This window comes from Nostoc sp. CMAA1605 (assembly GCF_021596505.1).
In the GTDB taxonomy this organism is placed as follows: Bacteria; Cyanobacteriota; Cyanobacteriia; order Cyanobacteriales; family Nostocaceae; genus Trichormus.
Genome location: NZ_PJIZ01000135.1, coordinates 1 through 14,282, shown reverse-complemented (window position 1 = coordinate 14,282; position 14,282 = coordinate 1). Strand labels below are relative to the sequence as shown.

Genomic DNA, 14,282 nt, shown 5'->3' with positions numbered 1-14,282 from the left:
AAACAGCGTTGGCGAATTGCAGTCCAAGTGGGATTTTTCGCGCCTCCTCCGGCTGTGTAGACTCGGTTGAGGCTATCTGCGCCTAATTGTTGCAATAGTTCATAACCACGGTTTTCTATGCGTGCGATGCTCTCTAGTAAGCCATGCAGAAATTCTGCGGGGTTATCTGGGCGTGGTGTCAGCTTTGGGGGTAAATTGGGATCGTTAATGGGAAAGCGATCGCCTGCTTTTAATAAGGGATAATAATCTAACTCGCTAGGTTGAGAACTATTAATTTCACGACTCAAATTTTCTAACTCTGCATCTGTAAAAAATTCCCTTAATACCGCACCTCCAGTGTTAGAAGCACCACCAGTCAACCACAAGTCACCTAGCCGATGGCTGTAAATTCCATAGCGCGCATCTTCTACACGAGTGCCACTTAAAAGTTTCAGTACCAAGGTAGAACCCAAGGAAGTCACAGCTTCTCCTGGTGAGGTTGCACCACTGGCTAAGAAGGCTGCAATACTATCAGTAGTTCCAGCACAAACTAGACAATCAAGCGGTAAGAAAAACTGATTGGCGATGTCAGGACGTAATTCGGCGATGGGAGTCCCTGGTGCGAAAATATGGGGTAACTGAATCGGTAGTTCCAGATTAATCAACCATTCTGGATATTTTAACTGCTCTACGTCATAACCCAACTTTAAAGCATTGTGGTAATCACTGTTACCCAACTGACCATGCAACAAAAATGCTAGCCAGTCGGCTTGATGTAAAAAATATCTCGCCTCGTTGAAATTGGGTAACTGCATCATCCACAACAATTTAGCCAAGCTAGAAGTTGCACTCAAGACTGTATGGTTTGGTGGTGCGATTTTCTTTAACTCTTCTAGCACGACTGATCCCCGTGCATCGTTGTAGAGTAATGGTGCAGATATGGGGTTGCCAACATCATCACACAATAATACCGTCGAGGAAGTGGCGTTGATCGCGATCGCTTTGATTTCCTGCCGATAATTTTCCGGTATTTGCCCCAGCAATGCCCATAATGCCTTCTGCCATGATATGACATCAGCGATCGCTCCTGCTGCCCAAGGATATCGCATTTGCGCCTGGATTTGGGCTATCTCATCAATCACCACCGCCCTCGCCCCAGACGTACCAAAGTCAATCCCCAGATAAAAACTCATACTTTTATAAATTTTTCTAATGAAAAATAACTCAGACTACCGAATTGATCACGGATTTTGTTACAAGATGCAACAAGATGTTCCATAATTTTGGCAAAACAAGGAAAAGTAGTAAACGGACTCTTAAAAATCAATTTGATGTTCAGGAGGTTTACAATCATGCCTATCTCTGATAGCCAAGTTTACATTGCTCTAGTTGTGGCACTACTTCCAGGCTTACTGGCTTGGCGGTTAGCAACAGAACTGTACAAATAATGTCAGCCTAAGCAGCTAGGAGTGGAGTCTGACTTACAGGCTTCCACTCTTGGTTGTTAATAGTCATTAGTCATTAGTTGTTATCCTGTAGCGTTACAGGCTGAAAATCCGCTAATCTTCATTTATTTTTCCAGACTAACTGGCTTGTAGTAAGGGCTTTAGCCCTATTTGATGCCAATTAAGCGATCATTAATATAAAATTCTGGTATATAATAATACTCAAAATTAACGGCTTCGTTATAAATACTGAAAATATTTACACTAATTATTTACACTAATAATCAACTAGAAAATTTGATTTTCCATGACGGACGTGACAAATTGAATTTATCGTTAGTGACAAAAATTTGACAATAGCAGAAGTCTTTTGATACCTTGTATGGGATTGGTGGTGCCTAAATCCAGGTCAAAGCCAAAAAACACCAAAAAATAGATCATACATCAGCTTGTGATTTACAAGTGAGACTGCTGTTTGGAATTGACATTAGTTGCTAAAAGAATAATAATCCTGGCAAATCAAACACAGTTTCTTGACACTGGTGGACTAACACCATCAACTCAAATCATCTACCTACGTGTATTTTGTGTTTTTTTGACAATGAAAATACGTGTAGCAATTTGGCAAAAATGAAGTAATATGTCAGCTAATCTCAGCCGCAATTATTACGAATAAGCTTTTATGGCTTACTCATAATTCATCAGGAAATCTTTAGTTTTAGGCATCATGAACGCTTTTCAACCTTCTCATCTTCCACAACCAACACCCACACACAAACAGCAAGTAATTCCTCGTCCAAAACGCCATCTCCGTCAACGTTCTTACAAGGTAATGGCCGTAGAAGTAACAGCAAAAGTAATTGTCAATGTCGCTATTTCCACAGCAGCAATATCTGCTTTAGTAAAACTTGTGCCTTACAATTTGTCACACCAAGGCAAGCTAAGAGAAGTTAGTACAGAAGTCAAGCAATTAGAAAAGCGTGTTAGTAAATTGCAGGACGAACTCAACCGGAATTTTGATCCACGTCAAGCTAAACGTGTCATGCAGCAGCAAACATATAAGTTTGAACCTAATCAACGTCCTGTGATTTTAACCAACCAATACGGACAGCAAATAGACCTTTCCGAGTCTTCACCCTAAACAAACATTGGTGATGGGGATGATGGTGTTAATTAAATTCGCCGTATTCCTTGAAAGAATCAAGCTACACCCTAGCATTTCCCTCAGAGAAGACATCGCCAGTAGCAGTGTTTGTTAAGTAATAATCAACCTGGGTGCAAATTATTTACAGTTAATGATTAAAGTTTTATAGCTGATTTAAATTTATCTTTATTATTATTTCTTAACCTGCTTAGATGTTTCTCAGTCAATCAATTTAACCTTTGTGCTATGGGACAAGGACGATGATATCAATTCAAAATTCAAAATACGCCTGATGTGAGTTAGGAAAACCTTCTATATCCAAAAAATAGTTGATACTTGGAGCTAATAAGACTCGGTAAGAGCGGGTTAGTCAAATATGATCAACAATTAATGATGATATTGCTGAACCCGCCTCTAAAAAGCTGCCAATCCACGCAATATATCATTTTAAGAATGGCAAGATTGTGAAAAATATTGCCTAATTGAAATTAGTAAGTCCTACTCAATGACTGGAATGTGGCACAATTTCGATAATCATACCAAATTGACATAAGTAGTATTGTTTCTACATTCTGAAATAGGCTTTTATACCAATCCGCAACGGACTAACGTCCCGCTACGCTCTAAGCACAGCTATGCCGCAGGTTTTACGCAATTAAGAAAGTCAGATACCATCTTGGTTTTAAGCTTTGCATCTATTACTTAATTTTGGATAATTGGTATTAATCCAAAATCCAAAATCCAAAATCCAAAATTGGTATGCGGTAATATTTTAATTGAGTGTGCAGTTGGTGTTAACTATGCGATGTCTGCATCATGACGTGTAGGCAATAATTCATGTAGCCAACTTTCAACCTGTAATCGTAAACGATAGCCAGGAACATCTGTTTTTACATCTGGGGTGGGTAATTTAGTCAAGGCGCGGCGATAATCTGCGATCGCACAATTCCACTCACCCCAGATATGATAGGTTCTACCCCGTTCCGCCCAAATATGACCTTCTAGTTGACCAAATAGCAGTGCATTGTCAAAATTCTCAATTGCTTGGTCGTATTGTCCCAAATCTCTTAAAGTAATACCCCGGTTAATCCAAGCTCTGACATGACCTGGGTTAAAATCAATCGCACAATCATAATCAGCCAATGCAGCTGTTAATTCACCACAAGCAGCGTAGTAATTGGCGCGATTATTATAAGCACTCGCTAAGTGCGGATTTAATTGCAGTGCCTTGTTGTAGTCAGATAATGCTTTGTTCAGTTTACCACTTTGGAAGTACACCAAACCCCGATTGTTGTAGTCTACAGCGTTTTGGGGATGGCGTTCGATTAATTCAGTTAACAGAGCGATCGCTTCAGTATAATTCCCTTGTTGAGCTGACCTCAAAGCGCAAGAACGTAAGTAACTGTCACCGTTAGCTCCGAGTTCTTTGTTTAAAAATGTGTTATTGGTTACAAATTGACAACGGTTATTGTGCTGTTCACCAGAAGCTAAGAATGATTTACTGTTCATGAGTTCGCCTCAATGCTCCTTGAAGTCAAGTTAGAGTTTTTACTGTCGCGGTGGTTGTGCTTTTGTGTCACTTGTGCAGGTGTCTATGATTACTTATTTACAGTAACTAAATTAGATTTCAGGAATTGCAACTAGTAGAAAATACACTTTATACAGACAATTAATGCTCTAACCAAGTTATGGATACTTCTTCCCCAAGTTAAATTCCAGAAACATCAGAATATTAATCTTTGTAAAGATTCTCAAAGTTGGAGAGTAAGTATAATTATCATTTCTGGATGCTCTTAATTCTTTTAAACTAAACAGTTTAGTTTAAAAAATTCTATTGCAGTCAGCAATGTACTTACTTTCTTTTAAGGATTAATACTGAAGATATATGTTTTTAAATATGCAAAATACTTGGCATGATTAATACTAAAATTCAGAGTCAAGCTCATGAAGGTTTCTCTATCACTAATAAATGCAGCGTTTTTAGGATTTTTGATAGCTAGTATTTCATCTGTTTCTGCACAGTTTACTTCCACACCCTTGCGTGTAGCTGCTGCTGATGATGCTACTGCTATTCTCAATGTAGTCAGAAATTGGGGTGCAGTTGGGGATGTATTGATTGTTAATAACTATGCGACTGTGCGTTATTTTTTTGGACAAAATGGTGGAGATGTCACATTTAAACGTAAAAACGGCAAATGGAATATTGTCGATGGTGGACGTAGACAAGGTAATTGTTCGGATGTTAATTGCTTAGTGAACAAAGGCGTTCCCCGCAATATTGCCACTCAACTGCGGAATTATCTAGAAGGTTCGGATAACAGAAGAATCCGCGAATTAAACTCTTTTCGACAAGCTTGGTCTAAAAGTAATGATAAAGTAGATTTTTTAGGATATTGGATCAATCAAGATTGGCCAGATACTCCAGAAATTACTATTGCTATTTGGCCTGCTCGTGTACGCAATCAAGTTTGTGTAATTGGTATATCTGAAAAGTCTCAATATGTAAAAATTGGGATTATTTCTGGCAACAATCTTAAAATCGGTAACAAAACATTGACGTTACATCAAAACAATGAAAATTTTGTAGATTTTATTACATCTACTGACAAAAAATATTTTCTAATCAACCCATATAAACCTAATATGTGGTATTTCAACACATCTACTAAGCAAAAGTTACGTGCTGCTGGTTGTACTGCGTCTTTACCATCTCCATAATATTAGAGGAAAATATCATGCGATCGCTAGTTGACGTTTGTTTGAGTTGTCTTATCCTAGTAACAACTTCAATACCAGCATAATGTAAATATTTCTCATAACTGAACAAGAAAATGACTGAAGCCACCTAAATTTATTTATGGGCATAGTTGAATTTTGAATTTGGAGCGCAGCAACGTGACTTACCAAAATGCACCTGATTTAGTGGCTGACGATTATATTGTTATTGGTCTTGCAACCTGCTTCATCAAGTCGGATGGGGAAATTCACCAAGTCGAAGTCCTAGAACCAATTCCCTCGGCTGCTTTAGAAACGCTTTTAAAAGGTATTCCCACTTCCTATAAATTTGCTTGTGCAACTAACCTGGGTGCAGTAGTCAACGGCGAACAGCCAATTTTACCAGCAGGGTTTCCTGAATCGGCACAATTTGCTGATGAATTTGTGTCACGGGTATTTGCATCGGCTCGCACCTATAAACGCAAAGAAAGCGCGCAAGCTTTAATACCAATTGGTACAACCTATACTGATTTACAATATTCCCTGGAGCGCAAGCGGGTACTGAATGCTACTAGATTAGTTACAAAAGACGATAATGTGAAACAGCATTCTCACACCCACAAAGTCCTTTAGTCTCAGGTAGTTATGTTGAAACTGTATGGTGGCGCACGCAGTCGCGCTGCGATCGTGCAATGGTATTTAGAAGAACTGGGAGTTCCCTATGAGTTTGTCCTGCTGGATATGCAGGGGGGAGAACATCGCCAGCCAGAATTCTTGAAAGTTAACCCTATTGGGAAAGTCCCAGCCATTGTTGATGGCGACTTTCAACTATGGGAATCAGGCGCGATTTTGCTATATTTGGCTGAAAAGTATGGCAAATTCCCAGCTTCACCAGAGGAACGCGCGATCATTTCTCAATGGGTACTCTTTGCAAATGCTACTTTAGGTACTGGTATTTTTGTAGAAGCAACTCGCGAACGGGAAACACCACGTTTATTAACTCCCCTCAATGAAATCTTTAGCAAGCAATCTTTCTTACTAGGAGAGGAATTTGGCGTTGCTGATGTAGCGGTGGGTTCTATATTGGCTTACATTCCCTTAATGCTCAAACTTGATTTGAGTGCTTATCCCGCAGTTGAGCAATATATTCAGCGCATGGTAGAAAGACCAGCATATCAAAAGGCGATCGCTGGTAGGTCTTCTTAGGGGTGTAGGGGTATAGGGGTATGGGGGTATAGGGGTGTAGGGGTATAGGGGTGTAGGGGTATAGGGGAAAGAATGAAGATAAATTATTTACCCTTACACCCTTACACCCTTTTATCTATAATTCGTAAACTGCAAAGCCACAGGATAGTCTTCTTGCTTTAACCTTTGGATGACGGTTTGCAAATCATCTTTGGCTTTAGCAGATACGCGCACAGCATCACCCTGAATAGAAGCTTGGACTTTTTTAAATTCGTCACGAATCAGTTTGGATATTTGTTTGGCAATATCCTGACTGATTCCTTTTTTGAGAGTGATTTCTTGACGAACACGATTACCACTAGCTGACTCAACTTTGCCAAAATCAAAGATTTTTTGGGAAAGATTCCGCTTGGCAGCTTTTTCTCGCAAAATGTTGTGAACAGACTCTAGGGTAAATTCGCTGTCAGTGCCAATAGTAATGGTTGTTTCACCCAACTCTACGGTAGTTTGGGTGTCTTTGAGGTCATAACGACTTTTGAGGTCTCGGACGACTTGATCAACAGCATTCACCAATTCTTGTCGATCAAAATCACTCACAATGTCAAAGGAGTAAGTAGCAGCCATAAAGTAATGTTGGACTTTAAATGTTGGGACTGGGGATTGGGGACTGGGGATCGGGAATTGGGAATCGGGAATCGGGAATTGGGAAAAACTATTAATTATTTGATGCCCTGTTTATACAATGCCCAATGCCCAATGCCCAATGCCCAATCTCCGAATTTAACCCCTAGCTTGAATGATACTCAGAACAAAGAGAGTAGCACAGCTAAGAGAGCCAATGCCAAACATGAGCGATCGCAATAACGGTATATTCAAAATATAAAATATTGAGTACAGCAACCGAGCTACTACATAAGCGATCGCAGCCCATGTGGCTGTAACAGAATTTACACCAGTAACATAAGCCATTAGTGCCGCAGCCAGGAACACCATGAACGTTTCAAAGGAATTTTGATGCGCCCAGGTAGCCCGTTGAGCGTATGGTGGTAATTTATCAAACATGGCTCGTGGGGCAGAAACGTCATACCCCACTTGCACACGCGCATACCCTACCACTAAAAATGGCACGTAAATTAGCACCGCAGCTGCGGCGATCGCATACAAAAAAATTATCATTATCTTCTACTCCATAGTCATTAGCCGCTTGCTCATCGTCAACGATTAGCTTGACTGTTAACTTTTGGCTGTTGACTAATCAAAGTAGAAAAGTGTTACCACTTTTCTTTGTTCTTCCGCTTCCCCACAAGTTTGAAGTAGGGTGCGACTGTCATGAAATGCAAAGCAAATCAGCTGCTGACAACGAGAGACAATCTCTTTGTTACAGATGTAGCTAGCCTCAGCCAAAGACAAGTTATCATTTCCTGGATTTTCTACCAAGTGCATAACCTGCTCTAATTGCTGACGCGATTCATAGGGCTGGCGTTCTAAGCTTTGGGGCAGAATTACTGTCAGCAAATTCGGATCAGCTCGCATGGCTCCCTTAATTGCAGCTGAATTCGTACCCGTAGCCCCGGATGTAATGACTCTATTACCTGATAAAACTAAGGCATAAGTCATCATTTCTATAAGATTCTGATGCGTGATCGGCACATGACGCGACCCCAGCAAGGCAATTCTTTTAGAACCTGTTTGCTGGATTGTCGCTAGTTCTTGCGCTAACGTATCGAGGTTAATGAGGTCTATTGACTGGCTCAAAGACGGAGATAATCAGATTAAACAACCCAGATATTTTACCAAACACTGGGCAAGTCGGAAGTGAACTTGAGTCATATCCTGCTAAGTTTTTTTAACTTATGCTTTTGATTTTGAACCCATACGTCAAAAATCAATTTTCAAAGTGATGATTTTTACACTCATCGGGTTATGGGAATAGTCCTGATTTCTGACCGTGAAACAAAACTAGAGCCGCACGGTTGTACGACTCTATGAGCTTTGGTAGTTGACGAAATCGTCTCAGATTCAGACTGTCACTGGGGTTAAGCCTAACTTAGACAGCAGACGGTTAACATCAAAATTTTCCGACATTAACTGACGAATGCACTCTACTTTAATTGGTTCGTGGACACGGACTTGACCAAAAGTGCGGTCAACGATTTCTACAGTGGTGAGGGTATCTAAGTCAACTGACAAAATCGGAATTTCTAATTCTTCAGCGCGACTAAGAATAAATTGTGGTGGTGGTAGTTGTCCTGTGAGAATGAGACATTGAGTGGAAGTTTCTAAAGCCGCCTGTTGAATTTCTACACGATCGCCTCCTGTGACTACTGCCATATTTCGCCGCTTGCGGAAATATTTCACAGCCGCATTCACATTCATCGCCCCAATCGCTAAACTCTCCACCATTAAATCCAAGCGATCGCTACGACACAGAACTTCAGCCTTGAGTTGTTTGACTAATTCCCCAACGCTGACACTGCGGAGTAAATCGTTTTTCGGTAGCACAGCCATCACAGGTATACCCTGCTGTTCTAAAAATGGGCGCACAGAATTGCTGACGGTTTCTAAATGGACAGTAGGAACATCATTGATCACAACCCCAAGCAAGCGATCGCCTACACGCTCTCTAGCAGACAATATCGACTCTACAGACAGCAAAGAATCGTAGCGACTCACCAAGAGAACAGCCGCATCTAAAACCTCTGCCACTTGCAGCAAAGATAAATCAAACAAATAACCCTCTGTCAAATCCCCTGGAGCTTCTAGCAGCACTAAATCCCCTCTAGGCACTTGTAAATACTGCTCCACCAAAGACTGACGATAATCAGTTTTGTCCTCACCGCGTAAACGTTTCTGCACACTGGTTTCATCTAAGGCCAGCATTGTCGGCACAATTCGGTTCGCTGAGAGATTGAGACTAAGAGTAATAAACTGGACATCTTCGTCAATCACAGTACCATCAGATGTACTCAAACAATTGCCCAAGGGCTTACCGTAGGCAATATCCAAGCCTTTTTTCTGTAACTGATGAGATAAACCCAGGACTGTTGCCGACTTACCACTGTAAGTTTCAGTTGAGCCAATCAGCAAATATTTAGCAGATTTCGGCACACATGCACTCCTAATTTCAAAAGGAAGTAAAACCCAGCCAGGTGTTTATTAATTTTAATTGGTTCTGGCAGAATCATTAGCCTATGAACAAATTTAATTTATCTAAAAGTTTTTTCTGAAAGTAAATTTTTTTGCTTTTATATTTATATATTTTTACTATGATCTCAGTAAATTTTTAGTCCCGATTCAGACATAGTCTTAATTTTCAATCTGAACTGAAGATTGTTGTGATACTCATACTCATACCTTCTCACTATGAGGATAATATTCTAGGAAAGCAGGGACACCAGCGAAAGTGAGTTTTATCAAGATTTTCGTACCAGGGTATCAAAGCAAAAAACAAGGTTGTCAGGCTACTCCAAAGTTTACTTCCCCTGACAACCCACAAATTTTAATCAACTGAATTATTCATCAATACGTAGTAATTTGCGGTAAAAAGATTGTGAAAAATCAGTTACTTTGTAGCGTTTAGAGTTCTCTAGAAGTTCAATTAAAAAACTAATAAATTCAAAGCTAGCCATCATGACTTCATAGCTTAACTCAGAATTACCATCAAATTGCATTCGGCAACGGGTGAGATCAGAGGGTAGAGTAGCCACATTCCAAGAAGCGACAAAAGGAACATTATCACCAGATTCTATTTTCCGGTGTCCTTCCAAAATGCCCTTTTGGTAGAGACTAATAGCATAAGGTAAAAAATTACGCTTCGCTGCACCCTGAATGTAAGGCAAGTAGACATTAGCTTGTTGGGCATTAGCCGGCTGGAGTTGCTCAATAGACATTGTTGAATATTCCTCAACAGTAGTTGACAACCAAGGATATTTAGTAGTTCTCCATGAAGTATTCCCAAAAAATTGCTCATGTACACAGGGAGTGGGGAGTGATGAGTAATGAGTGCTGAGTGCTGAGTAATGAATAATGAGTAATGAGTAATGAGTGGTGTTAGTGGTAGCAAAGCGTTTAGCCGGTGCTGGGAAAATTCTACCTTGTCTACCTTGTCCCCTTCCCAGTCTCCAATCCCCAGTCCCCAGTCCCCAACCCCCAACCCCCCATGATAGTCACTGCAAAAGTTACTGCTAAGAAATATTAAAATCTCAGTTACAATAGGGCTGCATTAGCTTTTAGGGAAGCTGGGCGCAATAACGCTACAAATTACTGCCATTAGGTGGTAAACGCTGTTATTGCAATTTCTACCAACAATAAGCTGTTGCTGCTTTGTTCTCATTTAGTCCTATTTCTAGTTCCGATCGTGGAACAGCTTGCATATTTTCTAGGGAAAAGTAAGTTTTTATACTTAGGTTTTTCTGATATGGCTAAACACAGACAAAGTTGGCTCATACAGTTTGGCGTGATCTGATTCCCAGCTTCTTTTCAGGTGTAGACAAATACTGGTTTTTGAATCAAGTAACTTATGCCAGCAAATTCCTGGCCCGACAACGATTCCTACAAAGAACTTGATCCACTCAACTCCTTGTTGTCTGACCTATCAGTAACTGAGGAGTCAGTGGTAGAAACGCGGGATTTGTCTTTACCATCCCGGTTTCAAGGGCGTAGAGGTAAAGCAGCTCTCATCTTAACCATAGTCTGGAGCGGTACGATCGCCTTACATTTAGCTTCCTGGGGTTCTCTCTTTGTGCTAAGTTTGACTGCCATTTTCGGTATTCATGCTTTAATCATTTGGTTTGCTCAACCCCGTCACTATCAAAAGGAAATGCAGGGTGAATTACCTTTGATTTCTCTGTTGGTAGCAGCAAAAAACGAGGAAGCTGTAATTGGTAAATTAGTCAAAAATCTTTGTAATCTGGAATACCCCAAAGGGCAATACGAAGTTTGGATAGTTGACGACCATAGCACCGATAAAACCCCCCAAATTTTAGCAGAATTATCCCAGGAGTACGACAATCTCAAGGTACTCAGACGTTCTGCTCAAGCGGTGGGTGGTAAGTCAGGTGCGCTTAATCAAGTTTTGCCCTTGACAAAAGGCGAAATTATTGCTGTCTTTGATGCTGATGCTCAAGTAGCGTCAGACTTATTAATGCAAGTAGTACCTTTGTTCCAACGTGACAAGGTAGGGGCGGTGCAGGTGCGAAAAGCGATCGCCAATGCCAAAGAGAATTTCTGGACAAAGGGGCAAATGTCCGAAATGGCTTTGGATACTTGGTTCCAGCAACAACGCACTGCCATAGGTGGTATTGGTGAATTACGCGGTAACGGTCAGTTTGTGCGCCGCACAGCCTTAGAGAGCTTCGGAGGATGGAATGAAGAAACCATCACCGATGACTTAGATATGACTTTCCGCCTGCATTTAGATAACTGGGATATTGAGTGTGTATTCTTCCCAGCCGTACAGGAAGAAGGTGTCACCAATGCAATGGCACTTTGGCATCAGCGTAACCGTTGGGCTGAGGGTGGTTATCAACGATTTTTGGATTACTGGGATTTAATCCTCAAAAATCGCATGGGCGCGCGCAAAACTTGGGATATGCTCATGTTTATGCTCACCATGTACATCCTACCCACAGCTGCTATCCCTGATCTGTTGATGTCAGTTTATCGTCATCGCCTGCCAATTTTAAGCCCCGTGACTAGCTTGTCCATCACAATGTCGGTTGTGGGTATGTATGCAGGCTTGAGAAGGATACGCCAAGAGCAAAAATTCACTGTTTACACCCCCTTTGTATTACTACTTCAAACTGTGCGCGGTACTTTGTATATGCTGCACTGGTTAGTCGTAATGAGCAGTACCACAGCCCGAATGTCAGTTAGACCAAAACGGCTGAAGTGGGTGAAAACAGTCCATACAGGCTCTAGTCATTAAATCCTGTATAAAATGCACAATTCCCAATCAAAATTTTTGGGTTTTGTATTTTTTAATTTTTTTTAACCTGAGTTCAGAATCATAAAAGGGACAGGTATTAAGCTGAAAATAGCGTTAAATTCAGCAACCTGTCCCATGCTTATTTTAGATGCTTTGTTTTGCTACTTCCCTACTAGGGAAGGGGGAATATGTAGAGACGTTTCATGAAATGTCTTTACATTTGTAGGGGAGAGTTTTGGAGAGGGGTTTTCCAGATCCCGTGAACAGTCAGATCCTTGACATCTATTTTTAATGTTGAAGGATATTCGGAAAATGTTAGATTAATCTCCCTTATGCTCAGTTGGGATTGGTGGCGATCGCTTCACTCCCAATCTGAATTTATCCCAGTTTCTTAATTATTTAACGCAGTTGGAATGGAATCCAGAAAAAGCCAGCCCATCTGCAATTACTCGAAAACTATTTGAGTTTGTTGGTAGTGCAGAAGCACTCGGTTAGGAATAAATCAATTGCTAACTATAATTAATAGCTAATTGCTTGGTGAGTTTAAAACTAGCAGTTAGCTATTTTTGCTTTTGGTGATTGGATTTTAGTTTTGAGTTGCTCAACGCTAGCAAAAAAGATTGATGGCGACATTGAAGAAAGTGTGCAGCAATAAGCGATGAAAAGGCTTTTACCCTTACCCTAGACACAAACGCAAAAGTGTGAAGGCATTTCTCAAGAGGCTGACTGCGATGTAATGCAGGGTGGTATCGTAAGCTATAGAGCAGGAGTAGTGTTTGATGGTTAAACCAACTGTTCCAACACCAACAATCAGCAGAAAGTTGATGCGCTGGTTGCTGGAAGAAGACCGACAAGAAAAAGACAGATCACACGATAAGGAAGAAATACATCGCCAGCATCCCTGGTGGCAAGTGATGTGCCTAACGGGTGTCGATTATTTTTCTACCCTTGGCTATCAACCTGGTATTGCAGCATTAGCCGCAGGTGTTCTTTCTCCCATCGCCACCTTGATTTTAGTCTTGTTGACACTGTTTGGCGCATTACCGATTTATCGCTATGTTGCTGCTAAAAGCCCCCACGGGGAAGGCTCAATTGCCATGCTTGAGCATTTGCTTTCATGGTGGCAAGGTAAATTATTTGTGTTGTGCTTACTGGGCTTTGTCGCTACCGATTTCATCATCACTATTACCCTGTCAGCTGCCGATGCTACGGCTCATATCGTCGAAAATCCTCTCGCCCCAATGTGGCTACACAATCAGCAAATAGGCATAACCCTGATATTGGTCGCACTATTAGCCGTAGTTTTCCTCAGAGGCTTCAAAGAAGCAGTTGGAATAGCAGTATTTTTGGTGGGAGTTTATCTGCTATTAAACTTGATTGTAATTGGTGTTGGTCTGTATCAGATTGTCATTAATCCATCTGTCATTACTAATTGGCAAACAGCACTTTTTGCGCGCCATCCCAATTTTGTAGTCATGCTTGGCGTAGCTGTTCTACTATTTCCGAAGCTAGCACTAGGATTATCAGGCTTTGAAACTGGTGTTGCAGTGATGCCCCTTGTTAAAGGCCAAAGCAGCGATGATCCCTATTTCCCCAGGGGGCGTGTTCGGAATACACGCAAACTGCTAACTACTGCTGCTTTAATTATGAGCTTCTTTTTAATTACCAGCAGTTTTATCACGACTGTTTTAATTCCAGCCGCAGAATTTCAAACAGGAGGTAAGGCGAACGGACGTGCTTTGGCATATTTGGCACATCAGTATCTAGGTAACGGTTTCGGTACACTTTATGATCTGAGTACAATTTCTATATTGTGGTTTGCTGGTGCGTCGGCAATGGCAGGACTGCTGAATATTGTGCCTCGCTATTTACCACGTTATGGGATGGC

At 41.0% G+C, this 14,282-nt stretch carries 13 protein-coding genes and 1 pseudogene; 7 read left to right on the top strand and 7 right to left on the bottom strand.

What is annotated here, in order from left to right; genetic code table 11:
- The coding region (locus tag CV014_RS27825; RefSeq protein WP_236144978.1) for an FGGY-family carbohydrate kinase at nt 1–1,172 on the bottom strand (1,172 nt) is incomplete at its 3' end.
- A gap of 159 nt (nt 1,173–1,331) precedes the next feature.
- On the opposite strand from CV014_RS27825, the gene psaM reads away from it, so the two are divergent.
- Both psaM and CV014_RS27815 read left to right on the top strand, forming a co-directional pair.
- On the top strand, nt 1,332–1,427 hold the full coding sequence (psaM, locus tag CV014_RS27820) for a photosystem I reaction center subunit XII (protein ID WP_236144977.1): 96 nt from the start codon (nt 1,332–1,334) through the stop codon (nt 1,425–1,427).
- 724 nt (nt 1,428–2,151) lie between these two features.
- Nucleotides 2,152–2,565, top strand: coding sequence for a hypothetical protein (locus CV014_RS27815; RefSeq protein WP_236144976.1), 414 nt, complete (start codon nt 2,152–2,154; stop codon nt 2,563–2,565).
- Nucleotides 2,566–3,366: 801 nt separating this feature from the next.
- Here the strand turns inward: CV014_RS27815 and CV014_RS27810 are convergent.
- Nucleotides 3,367–4,077: a tetratricopeptide repeat protein gene (locus tag CV014_RS27810; protein WP_236144975.1), complete on the bottom strand. Its 711-nt coding sequence runs from the start codon at nt 4,075–4,077 to the stop codon at nt 3,367–3,369.
- A gap of 435 nt (nt 4,078–4,512) precedes the next feature.
- Between CV014_RS27810 and CV014_RS27805 the strand changes: the two genes are divergently transcribed.
- The 3 genes from CV014_RS27805 to CV014_RS27795 all read left to right on the top strand — a co-directional run bounded on the left by CV014_RS27805 (nt 4,513) and on the right by CV014_RS27795 (nt 6,489).
- A complete protein-coding gene (locus tag CV014_RS27805) occupies nt 4,513–5,286 on the top strand; it encodes a hypothetical protein (RefSeq protein ID WP_236144974.1) in 774 nt (257 codons plus the stop codon).
- 177 nt (nt 5,287–5,463) lie between these two features.
- Nucleotides 5,464–5,916, top strand: coding sequence for a hypothetical protein (locus CV014_RS27800; RefSeq protein WP_236144973.1), 453 nt, complete (start codon nt 5,464–5,466; stop codon nt 5,914–5,916).
- A 12-nt stretch (nt 5,917–5,928) separates the two neighbouring features.
- A complete protein-coding gene (locus CV014_RS27795; RefSeq protein WP_236144972.1) occupies nt 5,929–6,489 on the top strand; it encodes a glutathione S-transferase family protein in 561 nt (186 codons plus the stop codon).
- A gap of 111 nt (nt 6,490–6,600) precedes the next feature.
- Here CV014_RS27795 and CV014_RS27790 read toward each other — a convergent pair whose 3' ends face one another.
- The 5 genes from CV014_RS27790 to ebsA all read right to left on the bottom strand — a co-directional run bounded on the left by CV014_RS27790 (nt 6,601) and on the right by ebsA (nt 10,358).
- A complete protein-coding gene (locus tag CV014_RS27790; protein WP_236144971.1) occupies nt 6,601–7,092 on the bottom strand; it encodes a YajQ family cyclic di-GMP-binding protein in 492 nt (163 codons plus the stop codon).
- 156 nt (nt 7,093–7,248) lie between these two features.
- Complete coding sequence (locus CV014_RS27785; RefSeq protein WP_236144970.1) at nt 7,249–7,644, bottom strand: MAPEG family protein; 396 nt, start codon at nt 7,642–7,644, stop codon at nt 7,249–7,251.
- A gap of 75 nt (nt 7,645–7,719) precedes the next feature.
- On the bottom strand, nt 7,720–8,223 hold the full coding sequence (locus CV014_RS27780) for a DNA recombination-mediator protein A (protein ID WP_103139421.1): 504 nt from the start codon (nt 8,221–8,223) through the stop codon (nt 7,720–7,722).
- Between the two features lie 264 nt (nt 8,224–8,487).
- The gene (locus CV014_RS27775; protein WP_236144969.1) at nt 8,488–9,576 is read right to left on the bottom strand and encodes a phosphotransacetylase family protein; all 1,089 of its coding nucleotides are present in this window, start codon (nt 9,574–9,576) and stop codon (nt 8,488–8,490) included.
- Nucleotides 9,577–9,980: 404 nt separating this feature from the next.
- Nucleotides 9,981–10,358 (bottom strand): type IV pilus biogenesis protein EbsA, encoded by a 378-nt coding sequence (gene ebsA / locus CV014_RS27770; protein WP_103139419.1) that lies wholly within the window; start codon nt 10,356–10,358, stop codon nt 9,981–9,983.
- A gap of 629 nt (nt 10,359–10,987) precedes the next feature.
- Between ebsA and CV014_RS27765 the strand changes: the two genes are divergently transcribed.
- Entirely contained in the window at nt 10,988–12,394 is a 1,407-nt protein-coding gene (locus CV014_RS27765) for a glycosyltransferase (RefSeq protein ID WP_236144968.1), read from the top strand.
- Nucleotides 12,395–13,173: 779 nt separating this feature from the next.
- Nucleotides 13,174–14,282 (top strand): annotated as a pseudogene (locus CV014_RS27760) (amino acid transporter); the annotation flags it as partial.